The organism is Roseovarius pacificus (assembly GCF_900142665.1).
GTDB classification, from domain to species: domain Bacteria; phylum Pseudomonadota; class Alphaproteobacteria; order Rhodobacterales; family Rhodobacteraceae; genus Roseovarius; species Roseovarius pacificus.
The window spans coordinates 77,696-96,037 of sequence record NZ_FRBR01000012.1; the positions used below are offsets into that span (position 1 = coordinate 77,696).

19 protein-coding genes and 1 pseudogene are annotated in these 18,342 nt (G+C 57.1%); 7 read left to right on the forward strand and 13 right to left on the reverse strand.

Going from position 1 to position 18,342, the window contains the following annotated elements; all coding sequences use genetic code 11:
- Positions 1-198 precede the first annotated feature (198 nt).
- The 3 genes from BUB53_RS16980 to BUB53_RS16990 all read left to right on the forward strand — a co-directional run bounded on the left by BUB53_RS16980 (position 199) and on the right by BUB53_RS16990 (position 2,035).
- Positions 199-1,248: an AAA family ATPase gene (locus BUB53_RS16980; protein WP_073036267.1), complete on the forward strand. Its 1,050-nt coding sequence runs from the start codon at positions 199-201 to the stop codon at positions 1,246-1,248.
- 81 nt (positions 1,249-1,329) lie between these two features.
- Positions 1,330-1,782, forward strand: coding sequence for a DUF6634 family protein (locus BUB53_RS16985; protein ID WP_073036383.1), 453 nt, complete (start codon positions 1,330-1,332; stop codon positions 1,780-1,782).
- Position 1,783: 1 nt separating this feature from the next.
- Positions 1,784-2,035 carry a hypothetical protein gene (locus tag BUB53_RS16990; protein WP_073036269.1) on the forward strand — a complete coding sequence of 84 codons (252 nt, stop codon included), beginning with the start codon at positions 1,784-1,786 and terminating at the stop codon, positions 2,033-2,035.
- Positions 2,036-2,355: 320 nt separating this feature from the next.
- On the opposite strand, the gene BUB53_RS16995 is transcribed toward BUB53_RS16990, so the two are convergent.
- Positions 2,356-2,961 carry a PIN domain-containing protein gene (locus tag BUB53_RS16995; RefSeq protein ID WP_073036271.1) on the reverse strand — a complete coding sequence of 202 codons (606 nt, stop codon included), beginning with the start codon at positions 2,959-2,961 and terminating at the stop codon, positions 2,356-2,358.
- Positions 2,962-3,282: 321 nt separating this feature from the next.
- Here BUB53_RS16995 and BUB53_RS17000 point away from each other — a divergent pair, with 321 nt between their 5' ends.
- Complete coding sequence (locus BUB53_RS17000) at positions 3,283-3,672, forward strand: VOC family protein (protein WP_073036385.1); 390 nt, start codon at positions 3,283-3,285, stop codon at positions 3,670-3,672.
- A gap of 4 nt (positions 3,673-3,676) precedes the next feature.
- The gene (locus BUB53_RS17005; RefSeq protein ID WP_073036273.1) at positions 3,677-4,015 is read left to right on the forward strand and encodes a DUF1801 domain-containing protein; all 339 of its coding nucleotides are present in this window, start codon (positions 3,677-3,679) and stop codon (positions 4,013-4,015) included.
- Here the strand turns inward: BUB53_RS17005 and BUB53_RS23230 are convergent.
- Positions 3,977-4,798, reverse strand: a complete 822-nt coding sequence (locus tag BUB53_RS23230) for a helix-turn-helix domain-containing protein (RefSeq protein ID WP_084729255.1) — start codon at positions 4,796-4,798, stop codon at positions 3,977-3,979. The genes BUB53_RS17005 and BUB53_RS23230 overlap by 39 nt on opposite strands.
- A gap of 18 nt (positions 4,799-4,816) precedes the next feature.
- Between BUB53_RS23230 and BUB53_RS22285 the strand changes: the two are divergent.
- Positions 4,817-5,530 (forward strand): annotated as a pseudogene (locus BUB53_RS22285) (transposase); the annotation flags it as partial.
- Positions 5,531-5,629: 99 nt separating this feature from the next.
- Here the strand turns inward: BUB53_RS22285 and BUB53_RS17020 are convergent.
- Positions 5,630-5,956: a hypothetical protein gene (locus BUB53_RS17020; RefSeq protein WP_073036275.1), complete on the reverse strand. Its 327-nt coding sequence runs from the start codon at positions 5,954-5,956 to the stop codon at positions 5,630-5,632.
- 132 nt (positions 5,957-6,088) lie between these two features.
- Entirely contained in the window at positions 6,089-6,427 is a 339-nt protein-coding gene (locus tag BUB53_RS17025; RefSeq protein WP_073036276.1) for a hypothetical protein, read from the reverse strand.
- 403 nt (positions 6,428-6,830) lie between these two features.
- On the opposite strand from BUB53_RS17025, the gene BUB53_RS17030 reads away from it, so the two are divergent.
- On the forward strand, positions 6,831-7,553 hold the full coding sequence (locus BUB53_RS17030; RefSeq protein WP_073036278.1) for a hypothetical protein: 723 nt from the start codon (positions 6,831-6,833) through the stop codon (positions 7,551-7,553).
- A gap of 36 nt (positions 7,554-7,589) precedes the next feature.
- Here BUB53_RS17030 and BUB53_RS17035 read toward each other — a convergent pair whose 3' ends face one another.
- From BUB53_RS17035 to BUB53_RS22820, 9 genes are all read right to left on the reverse strand, one after another.
- On the reverse strand, positions 7,590-8,039 hold the full coding sequence (locus tag BUB53_RS17035) for a hypothetical protein (RefSeq protein WP_073036281.1): 450 nt from the start codon (positions 8,037-8,039) through the stop codon (positions 7,590-7,592).
- Positions 8,040-8,060: 21 nt separating this feature from the next.
- Positions 8,061-8,366: a hypothetical protein gene (locus BUB53_RS17040; RefSeq protein WP_073036282.1), complete on the reverse strand. Its 306-nt coding sequence runs from the start codon at positions 8,364-8,366 to the stop codon at positions 8,061-8,063.
- A 337-nt stretch (positions 8,367-8,703) separates the two neighbouring features.
- Complete coding sequence (locus tag BUB53_RS17045) at positions 8,704-10,242, reverse strand: hypothetical protein (protein WP_073036284.1); 1,539 nt, start codon at positions 10,240-10,242, stop codon at positions 8,704-8,706.
- Positions 10,243-10,247: 5 nt separating this feature from the next.
- Complete coding sequence (locus tag BUB53_RS17050; RefSeq protein ID WP_073036287.1) at positions 10,248-13,247, reverse strand: type I restriction endonuclease subunit R; 3,000 nt, start codon at positions 13,245-13,247, stop codon at positions 10,248-10,250.
- A 19-nt stretch (positions 13,248-13,266) separates the two neighbouring features.
- On the reverse strand, positions 13,267-13,614 hold the full coding sequence (locus BUB53_RS17055) for a hypothetical protein (protein ID WP_073036289.1): 348 nt from the start codon (positions 13,612-13,614) through the stop codon (positions 13,267-13,269).
- Positions 13,615-13,616: 2 nt separating this feature from the next.
- Positions 13,617-14,969: a restriction endonuclease subunit S gene (locus BUB53_RS17060; RefSeq protein ID WP_084729242.1), complete on the reverse strand. Its 1,353-nt coding sequence runs from the start codon at positions 14,967-14,969 to the stop codon at positions 13,617-13,619.
- Complete coding sequence (locus tag BUB53_RS17065) at positions 14,966-16,987, reverse strand: type I restriction-modification system subunit M (RefSeq protein ID WP_073036293.1); 2,022 nt, start codon at positions 16,985-16,987, stop codon at positions 14,966-14,968. Before BUB53_RS17065 ends, BUB53_RS17060 begins: the two co-directional genes overlap by 4 nt.
- Positions 16,988-17,160: 173 nt before the next feature.
- Positions 17,161-17,742 carry a T4SS efffector SepA family protein gene (locus BUB53_RS17070; RefSeq protein WP_073036391.1) on the reverse strand — a complete coding sequence of 194 codons (582 nt, stop codon included), beginning with the start codon at positions 17,740-17,742 and terminating at the stop codon, positions 17,161-17,163.
- 413 nt (positions 17,743-18,155) lie between these two features.
- Positions 18,156-18,326 (reverse strand): hypothetical protein, encoded by a 171-nt coding sequence (locus tag BUB53_RS22820; protein WP_159437855.1) that lies wholly within the window; start codon positions 18,324-18,326, stop codon positions 18,156-18,158.
- Between the last annotated feature and the right edge of the window lie 16 nt (positions 18,327-18,342).

The window sequence follows — 18,342 nt, forward strand, 5'->3', positions numbered from 1 at the left end:
CTTAAGATTGTTTCGTCGGTTTGCGCCGACTGACTTTGGCGTGGGCCAGCGGAGTGCCCTGGTGCCATTGACCTAGGTGGTGCCATGTTCTCATAACGTTCTCGTGGATCCGGATCCTCTTAATGAAACCCTTGGTGGCCTCGTGCTGCCGAATGCTGGCCGCCTGTGCAGGGCGGAGCGGCTCAGAGAGGACATCCAATGCCCCGAATACCGTTTGCCGATGTCAGGTTCCCTCCCGAAAACCTGCAGTCTGAATTCGAGATCAATACGCGCCTGAAACGTTTCCTGTGGCGGTACAGGGAGAACATGGAGAATCCTCCAGATGAGTTGGGCTTGTCGGAAGAGGACCGCGCGAAGATAGAGCGCCGGACGCAAAAATATCTCCGCAAGGTCGCGAACCAATCCGGTTTGGCGCACCTCGACAGAAAAGATCGTGCGCGGCTCGAGGTCTTCCGGAATGGTGCAAGGCTTATGCCGGTCGAGACCGAACATCGCGTCGACGAGATTGCCAGCGCCCTCCACACGGAGATGCCCTGGATGGCTCCTGCAACAGAGCGTCTCTGGCAAGACATGCGCGCTTCGGTCCGCAACGGCGATCCTGCGCCCCTTGTCCGGCCGATGCTCCTCGTCGGCCCGCCTGGGATCGGGAAGAGCCAATGGGCGCGCCTGCTTGGGGATCTGATCTCCGTGCCAACGACAATCATCGAAGCCACAGGGGAGCCTGCGCCATTTGCTGTTACGGGGTCTCAGCGGGGCTGGGGATCGGCGAGCCCGGGAAAGGTTCTGGAAGGGATCATGGCGTCTCAAATTGCCAATCCTGTGATCGTGATCGACGAGATCGAGAAGGCTGGGGCTGTCCAGTCGACTGGCGGTCAGCGCTACACTCTGGCGGAGGGTCTGCTGCCACTCCTCGAAAGGTCTACCGCGCGCCACTGGTCATGTCCGTACTTCCGCATTGCTTTCGACATGTCATGGGTCACATGGGTGCTCACCGCCAACACCCTCCGCGCTCTGTCAGAGCCGTTTCTGAGCCGTTGCCCTCCCACCGAATTGACGGCCCTCACACAGGAACATCTGACCGGCTTTGCGGAGCGGGAAGGGGCGCGTCGCGATCTTCCCCAGGATGCCGTTGATGCGGTCAAGGAGGTCGTCGAGGCCATCCGGACCCCGCACCATGTCAGTCTGAGATCGGTCGTTCGGATGCTGGATGCTGTCGAGCATGCAGTGAACCGCCCTGTGTTGCACTGAGAATTGTCGCGAGGGGATGGCAATGACCTCCCCGACCGCCGTCGTCCATCAATCATGCCTTTTTCAATTTTGGAGTTCGCCATGAACAAGAAACCTGCTCAGCCCCACTGGGCCAAAAAGATACGTGCCGCCATCAAAGCCGCCGATGGTGGCCCTTCCGAAACTGACCTCGCCGAGGCACCTGTGCTGAATTACTGGCGTCCCCATATGTCTCGCCGCGGCGCACCAATCCTTTGGGGCATGGTGTCAGGTCACCCGAGACTTGCGGGCGGTTGGATCACGACCTCACAGCTCGTCGCGATTGACGCCAACCGGGCTTGGGCACGCACGGCATCCCGGTGGTATGTGCTTGGTCGCCAATTCTCCGACTATGAGAGGTCCATCGCCATGGGGCTCGGGGTGGAAGAGACACCTGCCGGATTCGTGCAGATCGACGTGCCTGGGTATCGGCCGCTGGATGACTTGTCGCTGCTTGATGAACTGTTGGGGGCCTGGCGAGAACGTATGGTGTTCAACGACAATGGGGAGGGATGACATGTCCGATGAAGAAGGCCCCAAACACTTCAACTTTGCGGAACGGCAACGGCAGAAAGCGCGCGCTCGGCAACGCGACGAAGAGCGGCTGGAACGTGGGGAGATTTCCCCCGCCGAATTGCAGCGTGAGAACATGCCATTTCGGAAGCTCCGCCGCGACCGGGTGGCGATCTATAGAAACAAGAAGACCGGCGAGTTTGTGTGGGCGTCTTTTGAGCGGAAACGGGGGGCCGAAGACAGCAGTGAGGATTGACGTTGCACAACAGGGGCCGGCCGTCAGTTGGCGTGTGAAGGGTCTTCGTTCTCTTGGTGTGAGAGCGCGCTGTTGCACGCGAGGATTCTCGTGTGCGGCGGTGCCTTGGATAGAGGGTTGAGGGAAGATGGTTCTCTGCCTGGCCCCTGATCGTTCAGAGAGTTTCAACTGTCCACCTATCCTGTCGGTACAACGCGACCCGGCCCTAAGCTGCCTTTCATCAACCGGTCAAGATGCTGCAGTACGGCCCGTCGAAACGGCTATTCGCTGCGGCGGGGACATCGCCAAGGTCGCGGACCCACAGTCTCCGGACGAATTGGTCAGTGTCGGACAATGTGTGGGCCATAGCTGACGGCCTGGTCCGAAAAGTCAACGTGGCCGCGTTCATTCAACTCCCGAACCAACGCTTCCAAATCAGCGTCATCCAAGGTCTTCCTGAAAAGGGCGTTCACCGTTCCTTTGAGCGTTCTGATCTTTCTTGGACGCGAGTTTCCTCGAGATTTCAAGCTGTCAACAATTGCTTCGATTTTCTGGTCCAGAGAGCTTGCATTCGAGATTTTGACGAAAGGCACTTCGGATAGGTCAACATGGCGGAGAGCGGGGATCTTTCTTTGTCGCAAATGTGTAATCAGCGGATCGAAGCCCTTGTCACGGGAAATAATGTGGAAGTACGCATCGGCATCTTGCGCTGCGAGTTCTCCCAAGTAGAACGCAATGTGAAAGTCCAATGCGTTCGAGCCATTCCCTGTAATCTTTTGATAACAGGCATTTTCTCCCAATCCTTGCAATTGCTCCGCGAAGTCGAAAGGAACGCTTTTTTGGTTGGCGCCTATGAATACAATCAGCTTGCAGGGATGCCCACGGAGGAGTTCAAGGTTCCTGGGCTGAACATTCTCAAAGTCGATCAGGATGTAGTTGTTTTTCAAAGGCGTGCTCCTATTCGACGTCAATGCAAATACAGAACACCGAGACACGTCAAGGCGAAGGTTCATCTGCGAACCTTCTGTAGAGCCGCTTTGTGTGCGTTGGGCTCTCTGCTGCAGCAAGCCGCCCCGCGGCATCTAGCGCCATCGCGTCGAGCGGTCGCCTCAGTCTCGGCCCTTATCGGCCTTTCATGCCCCCCGCGACGAAGGGCGGCTTCGAGCCCAAACTGCGTGATGCTGCACAGCCGCTTATTGTCGGCTTTCTTCAAGACCGTCGCACCATCGTGGCCTATCGTTGGAACCACATTGTTGGAGGCGCCTCACATGATCTTTCGCTATACGATTCTCTACGTGGACGACGTCTCGTCGTCGCTCGACTTTTTTGAAAAGGCTTTCAGGCTTGAACGCGGTTTCCTTCACGAAGGCGGAGATTACGGCGAGCTGGTAACAGGGAAAACCAAACTGGCTTTCTCCTCAAGAGCCCTCATGCGCGAGTTGGGCAAGAGCCCGGCACTGCCGCGACCCGACGCCCCGACGTTCGAGATCGCTTTTGAGACGGACGATGTGGCCGGCACCCTGCAAAGGGCGCTCGACGCGGGGGCGACGCTGGTTCAGGACGTGCGCGATGAATCTTGGGGGCAGACAACGTCCTATGTGGCGGACCCAAATGGGTATCTGATCGAAATCTGCACAGCAGTACAGTTGCCAGGTTGAGACCATGATGGAGGAGTCAGAAAAAGCAAAAATCGTCGCACAATTGAAAGCTGTTGTCGCAAAGGTTGAGCCCGCCGCGGCCTGTGTCACGAAATACGGTGGAACCATGATTGAGCGCGTTCCCGGGCAGCCCAAATCGCAGTTCTGCGGGATTTTCGCTTACAAGGACCACGTCTCCTTGGAGTTCACCAACGGCGCGCAGCTGGATGATCCGGAGCGGGTGCTCGAAGGCGGAGGGAAGCATCGGCGTCACATCAAGCTCGCCAGCCTGGCCGACATCGTGGACAAGCGATGTGAGGATTTCCTACGTCAGACCCGCGATCTCGAGGCTAATCTCTCCTGACCAGTTGCCAAGCCCGGGTTGCGCCAGATCGGCAATGGCAGCCGGGTTCCGGCGGAGTTGGGCGGGCGTCCAGCCGAACCAACGCACGAACTCTCGCGTCATGTGCGCCTGGTCGCTGTAGCCGTAGTGCGCTGCGATCTCGGCAAGCGGAACGCGACATGGTAGGGCCTGAACCGCCCGCCGAGCCCGTCCCAGTTGACGCCAGAAGGCCGGGGAAGGAAGCGACAGGTCTTTGAAACGACGTTGCAGGGTTCTTTCCGATACGCCTTGTTGCCGGGCCAAGCAACGAACGCTGTTGCCCGACAAGCAAAGGGCCTCGATGATTTCCGAGACCTCTTGGTCATGCCGCGTGTTGGCTTCGATCTCTGCCTCAAGGTTCGACACGTCATGGTCCGCGGGCTCGAATTCGGCAAGGTCTAGCGTAGTGCCAGGTCGCAGCCGATAGCCAGTCAGGCAGGTGCCTGCGTTTAGCTTGACCAACCTTGGCGCAAAGTCCCAGTCAGTGGTGTGAAAAACTTCGCGTCCCGTCCTGTCGCAGGACAAGACAACCAGATCGACACACCCATCCGGAAGAACAATCGAGACTTCGTTGGCCCCGGCAGTGTAGGTCCAGCGATGAACATGGGGAAGGCTGGCTTGGGTGGATGCGGTCATGACAGTCAGAGTGAACGAATAGCCGCCATTGATCCAGAGCGAAGCAACGGCAGAAAAGTCCGCACAGCTGACCTCGGCGCAGGCAGCAGCGAAGGTCCGCTGTCCGCCCTTCGAGTAGGGCATGCCCATTCGATAGCCCTAGAAGCATCATCTATGAAGAGTTTCCAGCCGAAGGCTGAGGCGACCCCGCCAGATGATGAAGGTCCGGGCAATCCGCCCGCCCCGAATACCACCCTTGAGCCCGCGCCGTCAGAGACCCCAGCCGAGACCGACCCGATGCACCACGACAGCCGCCGCCAGCGCAATGCCGAGGTCGACTTCAAGGGCGAGAAGCGCTCGAACGCCACACACGCCTCGGTAACCGATCCGGATGCGCGCCTTTACAAGAAATCCCCCGGCGCGGGTGCCATGCTTTGTTTCATGGGGCATACTCTGATGGAGAACCGCAACGGGCTGGTCTTGCAGGGTGATCTGACCCAGGCCGACGGTCATGCCGAGCGCAAGGCGGCGCTGGACATGATCCATCGCCATTCCCCGGGATCGACGCGGCAGCTGACGCTCGGTGCCGACAAGGGGTATGACGCGGCCGGGTTCGTGTCCGACCTGCGCCAAGCCTGCGTCACGCCCCATGTCGCCCAGAAATCGAGATATTCAGCGATCGACGGACGCACGACCCGACACGAGGGATATGCGTTGTCCCAGAAGCACCGAAAGAAGATCGAAGAGCCGTTCGGCTGGGCCAAAACCGTCGGCGGCATGGCACAAACCATGTATCGGGGCGTCGAACGCGTCCGATCCCGCTTCATCCTGACCATGGCCGCCAACAACCTTGCCCAGCTTCCAAGGTTGCTGGGCGCATGAAGGGAAACATGGACACAGAAGCGAGCCGTGGACGCGCCGACAGACATGACCCATCAGTCGAACCGGACCCGATGACGGGAAAGCGTTCCGGCTCAGCGACTATTTCAGCGACCTGTTAAGAAGGTCCAGCGCCTGGACGACATCATCAATTTGATAGTGCGATCGGCCATCCACAACGGGCATGTTCGAGCCTGCGGATTTCGCCTCAATGATCTCGACAATCCTCTCCGGCAGGTACTGTGGATCGACAGGCAGTCCAGCCTTGAGCGCTCTGCGGATGATCGACAAAGTAACCAGCGTGTCCGCATTAACTTCGTCAGCTTCAGTCAGCGCGCGTGCCATCTTTGGACCCTGGGCTGACTCAGGAGGACCGATGAAGTCCTGTTGCTCTTGTTGGATGTCATCAAAGGTGGGGCGGTCACTCATGAACTGACTGTCACCTCCCCTTTGCAAGCCTGGCCGCCAATACCATTACGGCAATGGTCTTGATTTTGGCGACCAGGTCAATGCTGTCAGCCTTGCGCAGGGGATGTCCTGCGGCAGGTTAGGACCATGGGCCTATTCATCCCCAAAATACTTGTCGGCCTCCCCAATCCCGAAGGTCTCCAGTGCTTTGCGGTCCAGTTCCATGCCTTCCGGCCGAACCAACACATGCGGGATGAACGGACCGTTGTAGTCCATCACAGGCTGGCCCTGATTGGTACGCAGCTCCCCATTCGCTTCTTGGGCCAACATAATGTAGTCGAGGAGGTACTGAACGCCATCGAACAAGGCGCTGCGCTCTTCCGCGGGAAGGTCAACGATTGTCTTAAGGTCGATCACCTGGTTCATCAAATCGACGAACTCATGCTCGGTGAAGTTCTTGGGAAGTTGCTTGGCGAAATCGGAAAGGTTCATGGGGGTAGCCTAACATTCTTAAGGTGTGCGTGTGGTCGTTTGGGTGTGTGGTCGGAGCTCATCGTCTGTCGAGTCACGTTCGAAGGTATGTATAGGACGTGCCCTGTGGCAAGTGATAATCCGAAGGTATTTCCATTTAAGTTACTGTATTCGTTGCGAAAAGTGGAGATGCCATCGAGGCTCGCATGGTTCGTGCGCGCCACTCCGTTATGCGGTCGACGCTGCTGGCCTTCGGAGGGGTGCGGGGTATGAGGAGACGAAAAATTATGAAAAAACAACACCTTGTGGTGATGATAGGTATGAAGGCCGAACTGTTGACGGGGCGATGCGTCGCCACCGGGGGTGGTAGATCTACATGGGAATGTGCCTCGTCAGCTTCTGTCGAGGATGCGAGAAGCGATCCATGATTGGTTTTCGCAAACTCTCTGACGACCAGCCCACCCTCCAGCTGTCTCCGTTGCTCCGGGCTGCGCACCGCACCATGCAGTATGCCGACGAGAACAGTGGCATCGGCCTGACCGCGACGAAGGCATTTCAACGCAAGTTCGTTCACTGGGCCGTCGAGCACGTTGACTGGCCAAGGTACGGGCCCGAGGAGGCGTTCAGCGTCAGCAAGGTAGTCAACGAGTACGAGTTTCCGCCGATCCAGGTCGTGCATTTCTTACTTCTGCAGCTGAAGCTCGGGCGTCACTACAAGGGGAAATTCCTTTTGACGAAGAAGGGGAAGGATTTGCTGAATTCCCCGGGGGTGCTGTTCGACCAGTTGATCCCGTTCTTCCTGCTGGAGGTTGACCACACTTCATATGCCTGCCTGGATGAGCGCCCTTTCGGGACATGGGATGTCTGGCTCAACGTGATGAATGTCGAACTGGAGCAGGGGCTGACGGAAAGACAGCTGTATGGTCTGTTCTATGGAAATGGGCCGGACTGGGATAATGCCGGGTGGCGAGTACTCGCGGCGTTCTCCAGCTACGTTCTGAAGCCCCTGGAATGGGCTGGGTTGATCTCGGTCCATGAGGTTGAGGGTGGCAGTCGGCGGGACTGGATGTGCTTCAAGACGGCGCTTTGGAGGGAGGCGCTTCGGCTGGACACAGGTGATGAGGTGCCCAACATAGTCCGGCATTGAGGCGTGGTTGCCTTGGAGAGAAGATCTTCAATCTCCTCAAGGCTCGAGCAAGATGTATAGTGCCGCGCCAATGATGCCGATGGCGATGAGTGTGTCGATCGTTATTATCACATAAAGAAGATTTTCGATTACTTTCACATGCTTTTGGGTGGTGGAAACCAATTCCTCTTCCTCATCCGTATCGAGGGGTTGGGCTTCTTCCTCGTCGGTCAGCGGAGGAAGCCATTGTTGAGATGCTAGATATCTCTCGGTTTCATCTTCAATACGATGATGGATCCGTTTTTGGGTGGCGCTGTAAATCAAGGCGGTGGGGATATGCGCAATCATGAGGATGATGTTGAATGCATGATGGCCGAGGAATACCGCGATAAGGACATGCAGAGGCTCCCATACATCGAGGTACTTATCTGTTTCTCCGTATGCGATGACTATGAATGTAACCCAGCCGATAAGGTTCAGCGGAAGATTGAGAGGAGGATAGATCATTAAGGAGCCCTCGGGTGGTGGTTAGATATAATCCGCTGCCAAGTAAGTGAGCTGGAAGACGTTGAAGACGTACAGGATCAGACATCCTGGGATTACTGTGGCTTCTTTTTTGATGTCGTCGTACGGGATCAAGAAGGTGAGAAAATACTGAAAGATCGCCATGGAGATCCCTGATCCAATCAGCAGGTAGGGAATTGCCGCGATCAGAGAAGCGAGGATCAGTACGAATGTGCTGAGTTCCCAAGACTCCAATATGAGGAAGTAACATACCGCGGCACCGCTCGCGAAAAATGAAATCGCGAAAACCGGAAAGAGTTTGTCGATCAATGTGGCTACCCCTCTAATGGCATGTGTCTCAAGGAAAAGAGTATAGGCACAGGGGCAGGCTAGAAATTAGCCTGGCGGAGTTGTCCACACATGAAGCGGAATCGGTGGGTTCTTATGGTTCTTAGTGACCCCACGACCGCCAAGAAGACACCTTTTCTTCGGTGCCAGGAAATGTTTTTGGGCAAATCTTGGTGGTGCTGTGGGTGAGCGTGCTAAGCCCTGCACATTGGCTTCGATGATCTGATGCGGCTGACCTAGGGAATTGAGTGACGCTGCATGAAGCCTTGCTCTGGCGCTTGGTCATACTAAGCAGTTGTGTAAAGTAAAGATTTGACATCTAGCTGTCTTTTGCAAATGAGTTCCACCAAGGAACGACATCTTGGATGTCACCGATGAACGGGAACTCACGATCGACGCTGGAATCAAAGCTCGAAACCTCTTCGTGAATCATATCCAGGTTCCAGCCGGTGTGTTTCGTTGCGGTCGCTTGTGACAGCAACTGGGTGAAACTCGTTTTTGTTGCGGTGGACATGACCCTTTCATATTGCTGGACGGGAGTAAAAATTACTCGTCTTTTGTCGATGCTTCGAACAAGGTCTTGGCTAAAGGAAGCTATTTCTCTGTCAGCTCGTCGAAACACTTCTTCTTTGAGTTTCTCTGCCATGACAAGCCAGTTATCCAAGGTGATCACCATTCCAACAGCGTCGGGGTTGACATTGGCGGAGTGCTTTCCAAGTCGGCAGTGTGCGAAGAAACGCCATATTTGCTTCACAGCTTTTACGAGATCTGCGAACCCCCTTTCACTTGTAGGATCTTGGCCGAACATGGCTTCTCGAGACATGCGTGTCGCCTTGCACTCAGCGACCAGTATGAGGGACCCAGAGTCAAAGCAGAGTATGTCAGGCGTGTCGACGGGGCTCTTCTTAAGCTTGTACTGTTCTTCGGGTTGCCAAGAGAGTTCGGGCAGGGATCTCTGTGAAAAATTGAGACAATACTCTTCAAAGCGGCGGCCATACTCGTCCCGCACAGGTCCGCCGCCTGACACGACATCATAGAACAGGCCTGTTGTCATCCGATCCATGATCAATTGCGGTAACGGAGACCTAATTCTAAGATCTTTACCTGAGAAATTTATGCAAGGGTACTGCCGGAAAATGGAGGGTTTGTATGCGACATGTATGACGTTCCTTCTTTCTGTTGTGGCGAGCCGCCGGGCTTCTGTCAGAGGTAAGCATAGTGGCCTCAAAGCAGCGCGATAGGCTTCTTCTGAAACACCGATGACCTTGAAGGCCTGATCTCCGCTCAACGAAGGTCTCGACATAAGGGAGGCGTGTAGTGCAAACGATACTTTTGAAAAGTCCGTTATGGAGATTTGAAATTTCTTTCTAAATTCCTCGGCGCACTTGCCTTGGCCGTAAACGAAGTTGTTTCTGTATAAATTGGCCATATTCGCCGAGCCAACCTGCCAAGGGAATTGCCGGTTTCCAATGCGGACGAGCTCTCCGAAAATATTCTTCTTATGTCCGCCGACGCTGAACTCTTTGTTCTCTAGCTTTCGTAGGCGATTGATACACGCCACTATATTTCCATAGTGGTCGTGTTTCATGCGAATAATTTTTCCCTTTCGGGGGGCGCTAGGTGGAGTCGTCAGGCCTTCGTTGGCCAGTGTCTCCAGCTCCCATTTGTGAATAGCGAACTCGTGAGGCTCCTGTATGCCAACTGCCTTAGGGTTCACTGTCTTGAGGTCGAGATGTGGTAGTGCCCTTCGGTAGTTTTCGGTTTGAAGAATGTTTGTTGCCCATATCAGGTTAAACAAATCCTCATCTTTGAAGCGGGATAAGAGCTTGTGCAGCTCCTTCTTGTGATGAGCGTGCATGTTCTCTATGCCGCCCGACCAGCCCCGCGCACCGCCCGCTGGAACATCAGCCCCATGAGCATGTCCCTCGCCTCCTGGTCCCGCATGAAGGCATTGCGCATCGCGTTGTCGCGCTGGAACGCTTGGATCGCCCGGCGCATGAACTCCGCATCGAACCGCGGACGGACGTCACGCGGGTCGTTGTTCCGCAGCATCTCCGCCCAGACGTCATCGTCGAGGATGTCGTTGTTGACTGCCTCGAAGCGGATGTAGTCCTCCTCGGAGAACTCGGTGCCGTGGCGCGCGTTGAAGGAGGTGATGATCTCCGTGAGGGTCTTCGACTCCTCCTCGGTGTAGGGATTGGCGCCGAACCGGTCGATCGGACTCAGGGCCTGATTGTCGTCCTTGCCGAGAGAAGCGTCCTGTTCGTCGCCTTCCTTCTGGAGGCGGAAGGCAGCCATCTCGAGCATGTCGTCTGTGACATCCTCACCCTGAGGCGCTTGGCGGGACGGGAGGATCCGCTTCAACCAGGTCCCGTAGATATGCAGCTTCTCGAGATCCGTGTCCCCAAGGTCCACCACCTGGGCGATGAAGGAATAGAACCGCAGGAAGGATGCGAGGACCTGGCGGAACTCTTCCTGGTCATTCTCGTTCAGGTTCTCGTTGAAACGGGTCACAGCCTGACGGACGATGCCTTCAAGGATCGGGCGCTCATCCGTACGCTTGCTGGCCTGGAGGAAGCGGGTGACGAAGCGGTCGATCTCGGCCGCATCAAGAACTCCGAAGGCCTTCAGGCGGGCTTCCAGGTTGTAGACCTGGTTCGGATCCGAGATGTCTTCCAGCTGGGTGACGTTGTAATACGGCTTGAAGGCGTCCCGGATCTCTTCGACCGTGTTGCGGAAGTCGAGAATGTAGGTGCGCTCCTTGCTGGGGTAGATGCGGTTCAGGCGCGCCAGGGTCTGAACGGCCTGCAGTCCGCTCAGCCGGCGGTCGATGTACATGGCCACGAGCTTGGGCTGGTCGAAACCGGTCTGGTATTTCTCCGCGACCACGAGCACGTTGTAGGTCTGGCCATCGAACTGCCGCGGCAGCTCCGTCTCGGCAAAGCCATTGATCCCCGGCTCGGTATAGGTCTGACCATCGATCGTGATCTCTCCCGAGAAAGCTACCAGGGAGGTCACATCCGTGTAGCCGTTGTCGGTAATGTATTTCGTGATCGCCTGGTGTGTCTTGATCGCGTGCTCACGGCTCGAGGTCACCACCATGGCCTTGGCCTGACCGGAAAGCTCCGGCAGCGCGTGGCGGCGGAAGTGTTCGACGATCACCTCGGCCTTCTGAGCCATGGATGTCTCATGGAAGTCGATGAAACGCGCTACCTTGCGGGAAGACTTGCGTTCAAGAAGTTCCGGATCCTCGTCGATCGCCTTCTCGAGCTTCGCATAGGACTTGTAGGTCTGGTAGTTGCGCAGCACGTCCAGGATGAAGCCCTCCTCGACGGCTTGGCGCATCGAGTAGAGGTGGAACGGTTCCGGGCCGTTCTCTCCCACGCGGCCGAAGCGCTCCAGGGTGACGTTCTTCGGGGTCGCCGTGAAGGCGAGGTAGGAGAGATTGGCCTGGGGGCCGCGCAGGCGCTGCAGCTCCAGGAGGGCCTGCTCCGTGGCGTCGAATTCCTTCTCTTCCTCTGAAAGCTCGCCGTCAGCCAGGACGCGCGCCATGCTGTCGGCATGTTTGCCGGACTGGGAGCTGTGCGCCTCGTCGATGATGATCGCGAAACGCTTGTGGTTCTCGTTCTTCAGGACCGAGAGCTGGTCGGTCGAGAACTTGTGGATCGTCGAGATGATGATCTTGGCGCCATCCTCGATGGCCTTTTTCAACTGCCGTGAAGTGCCGTCGATCGGCTTCACATAGCCTTCCGTCTGCGCAAAGGACTTGATGGTCTGCTGAAGCTGGCGGTCCAGGACCACACGGTCGGTGACCACGATCACTGTGTCGAAGATCGCCTGGTCAGCGTCGTCATGGAGTGTGGCCAGGTGGTGGGCAGCCCAGGCGATGGTGTTGGACTTGCCGGAGCCGGCGGAGTGCTGGAACAGATAGTTCTGACCGGCGCCGTTCGCCTTGGCATCCTGGATGAGCATGCGAACCGCATCCAGCTGCTGGAAGCGCGGCCAGATCGTCGTGCGCTTCACTTGGCCGCCGGGCTGCTCGACCTCATCCACAAGGACGAAGCGATGCAGGATCCCGAGAAGGACTTCGCGCGAGAAGACAGCCTTCCGGGCCCCGATGTCCCGATAAAGATAGGCGATGCGGAACTCGTCCTCGACATCCGGGTTGCCGGCGCCGCCGTCACGGCCGCGGTTGAAGGGCAGGAAGCGGGTCTTGCCGTTGTTGAGCTGCGTCGTCATCGAGACGTTGTCCTGATCCAGAGCGAAATGCACCAGGGCGCCGCGCTTGAAGGTCAGGAGGGGCTCACCGTTCGGCGCGCGGTCCTTGCGGTACTGCTTCTCGGCCGTCTGGTAAGTCGACCCGGTCAGGGTGTTCTTCAGCTCCAGGGTGGCGAAGGGGATGCCGTTGACGAAGAGCACCACGTCAATGGCGTTCTCGGAGCGCAGGGAGTAACGGACCTGCCGCATCACACCGAGGATATTGCTCTCGTAGGCCCGCAGGGTGGCCGGGTTCAGGCCGGAGGCGGGCTTGAAGGTGCAGAGCGTGATCTTGATGCCGGGCACGATGGTGATGCCCTGACGCAGCACCTCGAGGGTGCCCACGGACTTGAGGCGCGCCTCGATCTGGCGGATTAGGGTCTCGCGCTCCTTGCCGGGATACTGGTCGCAGAGCTTCTTCCAGGCGTCGGGCTGCGTCGTAAGGACGTATTCCTCGATCATCTCGGGGTCGAGGGCGGTCTTGCGGTCGAAGGCCGTGTAGGGGCGTTCACGCCAGCCCTGGTGCGTGACCAGTTGGTCGACGAGATGGAGCTCGACGGCTTCTTCGGTGTGGAGCTTCTCGCGGGAAATGGCTGGGCTGGTCATGGAATTTCCTCGGGCAACATCAAAGTTGGGCTACGACCGCAGCAATGGTTGCCGTAGGCGTATTATTGTCGAATGAGTGGATTAAGCGGCCTCGAAGGGTTCGTTCCTTCAGATCGATTTTTCTTCCACCATAGTCATAGGTGAAAACATACCGATTTCCGGACAGAGTCACCCAACAGGTGCGGGCGAGGTTTCCATTCCTCTCGTAGACCTCGACGGTATCAGGGCTAAGGTTCAGCTTATTTCGGACCTCATCAGACAACGGCTGGATGATCTGGGCCACCCATTGCGCATGATGGTGTGCCTCTTGAATGACCTTCGCGATGTAGGCATCGATATCGGCATCCGTGGAAAGGTTTCTGGCCATGTTTACTGCATTTCCTTTTCAATCTGGTCAAGCGTGGCAGAAGTGGCGCTCGCCTTGCCGTAGCTGTCCACGTCGATTTGACCGGTGACAGCGGCGGTGATCAGGGCAGCGCGGTATTCGCGGAGGCGGTCGATGGACGTGCGTGTTGCCTTTGTGGTTTGCTTCATAAGGTTCAGTCTCGCGGTCAGATCAGAGAGGGTTGACTGCATTTCCTCGAACGGAGGAATAGCGACGGGAAAACGCTCGAGATTGGTCTTCGAGACGGAAGCCAGGTTCGTCGACTGGTTTGAGTGCAGGAAGAAGAAATCGCGGGCGTAACGGGCGTTGGTCGCCAGCGAAATCCATTCGGAAAAGCGTGTATCTTCAGGCCGCACAAAGAACACATGATTCTGCGTGATGCATGGAGCGAACGGGGCATTCCAGACGGCGCCACGCCCCAACTTGTCGTTGTCGCCGCCCTCGTTCATCAAAATGTCCCCGGCCTTCAGGGCATAGCGCTTTCGCTCTTTTGCGGTCGCTTCGATCTCGGCCACGTCCGAAAGGTCCAGCCAGCCTGCCTGAACATTCGCCACCCGCAGATAGGGGGTCGAGACAGTGGGCTCTGCGGCATCCAGCTTACGGCCCAAGGTGATGCCGCCGAAAGCGCGTGCAAGATGCTTCAGTCGCCAGACGGTCCAGCCTTCGGGCACCTGAGGAATGTACTTGTTGTTCGTATCGACGAGTTGCCGCCCTTGATCCAAGCCGACTGTGACAGCTCGGGAGATTGCCGAGAAGCGGGCGTCGGCAAGCACCTCCACCAACCGCTCCTTCTTCGCGATCAGCTCATCAATCCGCGCAGTCTCGCGGTCGAGGAAGGCAGCGATCTGTTTTTGGGTGGGGAGATCGGGGCGGTAGATCCATTCATTCGGAAAATCAGAGAACTTAACAGATTGCCGAACTCCGCCACCGAGCGAATAGTAATACTTCGCCAGATCCAGTGCGAGCAGCGCGTATGCCCAGAAGCGAGGCTCGTTGTCTCTGATAACTTCCAAGGCATCATATGCGGACGTAATGATGCCGCGCTCCTTCGCCAAACCTTGACGCAGGCTGCGTTTGTCGTTCTGCAAATCGGTGAGGCGCATGATGATGTCGCCAGCCTCGACGACCTGATATGTTTCGAAGCTCTCAGGGAGAAGGCCGCCGTCGGTGTCGATGTCCTTGCGAATGATCCGGCCGTAGCTGAGAGACAGCAGATTGTCTTCGCGCATACCGGCATTCTTGTTGCCACGTCGAACCTTCAAGGTTTGGTGGAGCTTATCCAACTTCCACCCGCTCGGCATCGGGGCAGAGTGAACCCGCTCTTGTAGGGTCATCATGCCACCACCTCTTTCAGCAGTCCGGCAATCTCCGCTTCCAGCGTCTTCAGTTCCGCATCAATCTCCACCAGCCGCCCCGGCGGCACATACTGGTAGAAATACCGGTTGAAGTTGATCTCGTAGCCCACACGGCCGACCTCACCATCGAGAGCATCCCGATGCGAGGTGTCCACCCAGGCATCCGGCACGAAAGGCTCGACTTCGCGGGCGAAGTAGTCCTGCCAGTCTTCCTTCAGCGGCACCAGTTCATGATCCCGAAGGCCGGTGTCGGGCACGGGGTTCCCGTCTTTGTCGAGTTCCGGGTCCGCATCCTCGTCACGTAGGGACATGGCGCTGATAATCGCCTTCTTCAGGGGGGCTGCGAACTTAATGCCCATGCTGGCCGCGATAGTCTTCAGCCCCTTCTCGACACCCTTCGGAGAGGTGTCGTTCTCACCGCCCAGGGCATCGTGAAGCAGGTCGATCATCTGTTCCTGTTCTTCCGGCTCGAGCTTCTGGAAGGGCTTCGTGGCTTTCAGGGCCGCGATGCCCTCCTCGGTGACCTCGAAGCGCAGACGCAGCGGGCGCTCCACCCGGATCTCGCGATATCCGAAGTCGGTGGTGTCGAAGATCTTGGAGACATCGCCGTAGCCAGCCGCCCCATTCAGGAACTCCTCATAGATCCGCACGATCTCGGCACGGGCGTCATCCCCGATGGCGCGACGCTTGGAGCCCAGAGACTTGCGCATGGACTGCCAGAACCGCTCGCCCGAGGCGTCGATCAACTGGACCTTGCCGCAGCGCTCTTCCGGCTTTCTGTTCGAGAGGATCCAGATGTAGGTCTGGATGCCCGTGTTGTAGAAGATGTCCGTCGGCAGGGCGATGATCGCCTCGACCAGGTCGTTCTCCAGCATCCAGCGACGGATCTCGCTTTCCCCAGATCCCGCGCCGCCGGTGAAGAGGGGCGAGCCGTTCATGACGATGCCGACACGGGAGCCTTTCTCGTCATCGCGCATCTTCTCGATCATGTGCTGCACGAAAAGCAGCTGACCATCGGAGATGCGGGGGAGGCCGGCGCCAAAACGTCCGTCGTAGCCGAGGTCCTCGGCTTCTTCCTTGATCGGCGCGGCGTATTTCTTCCAGTCCACGCCATAGGGCGGGTTGGAGAGCATGTAGTGGAAAGTCTCGCCCTTGTGCGCATCTTGGGTCAGCGTGTTGCCATAGGCGATGCGCGAGGCGTCATGCCCTTTGACCATCATGTCGGATTTGCAGATCGCGAAAGACTCGCCGTTCAACTCCTGGCCGAAGAGGTCGACATTGAGCGCCGGGTTGAACTCTTTCATCGCTTCTTCCGCGACAGAGAGCATGCCGCCGGTGCCACAGGCCGGGTCGTAGACGCGGCGGATGATCCCCTTGCCGGACAGAGCCTCGTCATCATTGGCCAGAAGCAGGTCGACGAGAAGGCGGACCACCTCTCGCGGCGTGAAGTGCTCACCGGCGGTCTCGTTGGAGATTTCCGAGAAGCGGCGGATCAGCTCCTCGAAGAGGTACCCCATCTCGAGGTTGGAAACCTCGTCCGGGTGGATCGGCAGCTGGCAGAACCGGTCGAACACCATCCAGAGCGAGCCCTTTTCATCGAGGTCCTTCAGGATCTCGGTGAATTTGAACTTCTCGATGAAGATGTCGCGCACGTTCGGGCTGAAGCCGGTCAGGTAGTCCACCAGGTTGCTGCGCAGCTGCCCGGCGTCCTGCTGGCGCAGGGTGGAGAAGGTGAACTGGCTGGTGTTGTAGATCTGGCCGCCGGCGGCCGCGATCTCCGACAGGATGGTCATGCGCATCTGCTCGTCCATCTCGTCGGGAAGGCCGGATGCGGTTTCGAGGACGGCCTGTTTAGAACCTTCCAGGAGACAATCGAGGCGACGCAGGATCGTGAAGGGCAGGACGATCTTGCCGTATTCGGATTGCTTGAAGTCGCCGCGAAGCAGCTCCGCAATGGACCAGATGAACGACGCGTTGTTGTTAATGGTGTCCTGGCTCAAAGCCGGTCTCCTGAATTGTCGAGATTTATTCCTATCTTGCCCGATAACGTATGGGGCAGAATTACGAATTGAAATCTCCGCTTCTCTGAAAATTGTGGATTGTCTCCGGGGCGAGGAGTGCGGCCAATGTTATCTGTCGTGAGAGAGGCTTTTTGTCGGGGGCTGGCATCAGCTTACTCTCCTGCGCGGAGGATACCGATCCGGCCCGGATGCTGAGCTTTGTCGTTCTCGCGCCATTGGAACCGCACCGTGACAGCCACTCGATGCTTGTCGGCAAGGCGTTTGATTTCTTTCCAGGCATCTTGCGCGGATTGCCCTTGGATGGAGATCCCTAGGTCGGGCAGAAACTTGTATCCTTCCGAGGCGTATTCGTATGGCTTAGAGGGGACTTGCAGTTCGTGGCTGAGGGCCGTCGCATCCATCCCGGTCTTCTTCTTGGTCGAGGTGATGACCTCCAGCAGAACAGCTGACCAATTTGCTTTGGCTTGAGGCTGACCGTCTACCGACGCTTCCAACATTCTCGTAAAGGAGAGGCCGGGCGCTGATCGGAACTCCAGTGCCCCTTCGGCAGAAGGCAAGTTTGGGCTGTCGCGGTGTGCCACCTCTTCCTGCACGTCATCGCGTTCCAGGCCAAGAAGGTCCATTTTCTCTCGGACCAAGTAGTCAACAGTTTGAGAAGGCGTCTCTGTCCCCAGCCACGTGGCCACGGATTTGAGATCTGCGAACGTCGCGTCGTTGATGCGTATCACGGGCATCGTATGTGTCTCCTGAAGCCTCATCCATAAAATATGTAACATAAAAAATGAAGAGTGCAAGAGCCATTTCAGGACGCCACTGGCTGCAGAGGGGGAGCTTGGTGAGTGAGGGTTCAGTGGGGAGTTGTCACAAAGATCATCTCCGGCTGAATGTTCGTAAGGTATTGTTTTTTAGAGTAATTCATGGAGGTCTGAGTTCTGGGCCGCGCACGCTGTGACACGGTAATCTATTAAAATCAGCCACTTACGAGATGTCACATGTCACGCCAGGATGTGTATTACATGCGTACATGCGCGTGCGTACATGTGTGCGCGCGTACGTAAATACATATATATCTGTGACATGTGACATATACCTATATAATGACACTTACTCATTGATTTTAAATGGAAAAATTGTGTCACAGTTTCTGTCACAAGCTGTCACAGATGTTCTGTCGTCGCCACTCGATCGGTGCAGGGTGCTGAAAATAAACAGTTTTCGAGAAATTGAGCTGTGTGACATCGCCCATCAGCATGCGGGAGGGGGTATCCATGCCGTCAGCAGGGCCGAGTGAGGTGCAGAACCCATCGTTGTCCTGCACCGCATAGGTCCTTGTT

Coding starts and splice junctions, on each gene's coding strand:
- BUB53_RS23230 (WP_084729255.1), bottom strand. CDS start 4,798: ATGGGCATGCCCTACTCGAAGGGCGGACAGCGGACCTTCGCTGCTGCC.
- BUB53_RS17055 (WP_073036289.1), bottom strand. CDS start 13,614: ATGGCCAGAAACCTTTCCACGGATGCCGATATCGATGCCTACATCGCG.
- BUB53_RS17060 (WP_084729242.1), bottom strand. CDS start 14,969: ATGATGACCCTACAAGAGCGGGTTCACTCTGCCCCGATGCCGAGCGGG.
- BUB53_RS17070 (WP_073036391.1), bottom strand. CDS start 17,742: ATGCCCGTGATACGCATCAACGACGCGACGTTCGCAGATCTCAAATCC.
- BUB53_RS17030 (WP_073036278.1), top strand. CDS start 6,831: ATGATTGGTTTTCGCAAACTCTCTGACGACCAGCCCACCCTCCAGCTG.
- BUB53_RS16990 (WP_073036269.1), top strand. CDS start 1,784: ATGTCCGATGAAGAAGGCCCCAAACACTTCAACTTTGCGGAACGGCAA.
- BUB53_RS16985 (WP_073036383.1), top strand. CDS start 1,330: ATGAACAAGAAACCTGCTCAGCCCCACTGGGCCAAAAAGATACGTGCC.
- BUB53_RS17050 (WP_073036287.1), bottom strand. CDS start 13,247: ATGACCAGCCCAGCCATTTCCCGCGAGAAGCTCCACACCGAAGAAGCC.
- BUB53_RS17045 (WP_073036284.1), bottom strand. CDS start 10,242: ATGCACGCTCATCACAAGAAGGAGCTGCACAAGCTCTTATCCCGCTTC.
- BUB53_RS17020 (WP_073036275.1), bottom strand. CDS start 5,956: ATGAGTGACCGCCCCACCTTTGATGACATCCAACAAGAGCAACAGGAC.
- BUB53_RS17005 (WP_073036273.1), top strand. CDS start 3,677: ATGATGGAGGAGTCAGAAAAAGCAAAAATCGTCGCACAATTGAAAGCT.
- BUB53_RS17035 (WP_073036281.1), bottom strand. CDS start 8,039: ATGATCTATCCTCCTCTCAATCTTCCGCTGAACCTTATCGGCTGGGTT.
- BUB53_RS17025 (WP_073036276.1), bottom strand. CDS start 6,427: ATGAACCTTTCCGATTTCGCCAAGCAACTTCCCAAGAACTTCACCGAG.
- BUB53_RS17000 (WP_073036385.1), top strand. CDS start 3,283: ATGATCTTTCGCTATACGATTCTCTACGTGGACGACGTCTCGTCGTCG.
- BUB53_RS16980 (WP_073036267.1), top strand. CDS start 199: ATGCCCCGAATACCGTTTGCCGATGTCAGGTTCCCTCCCGAAAACCTG.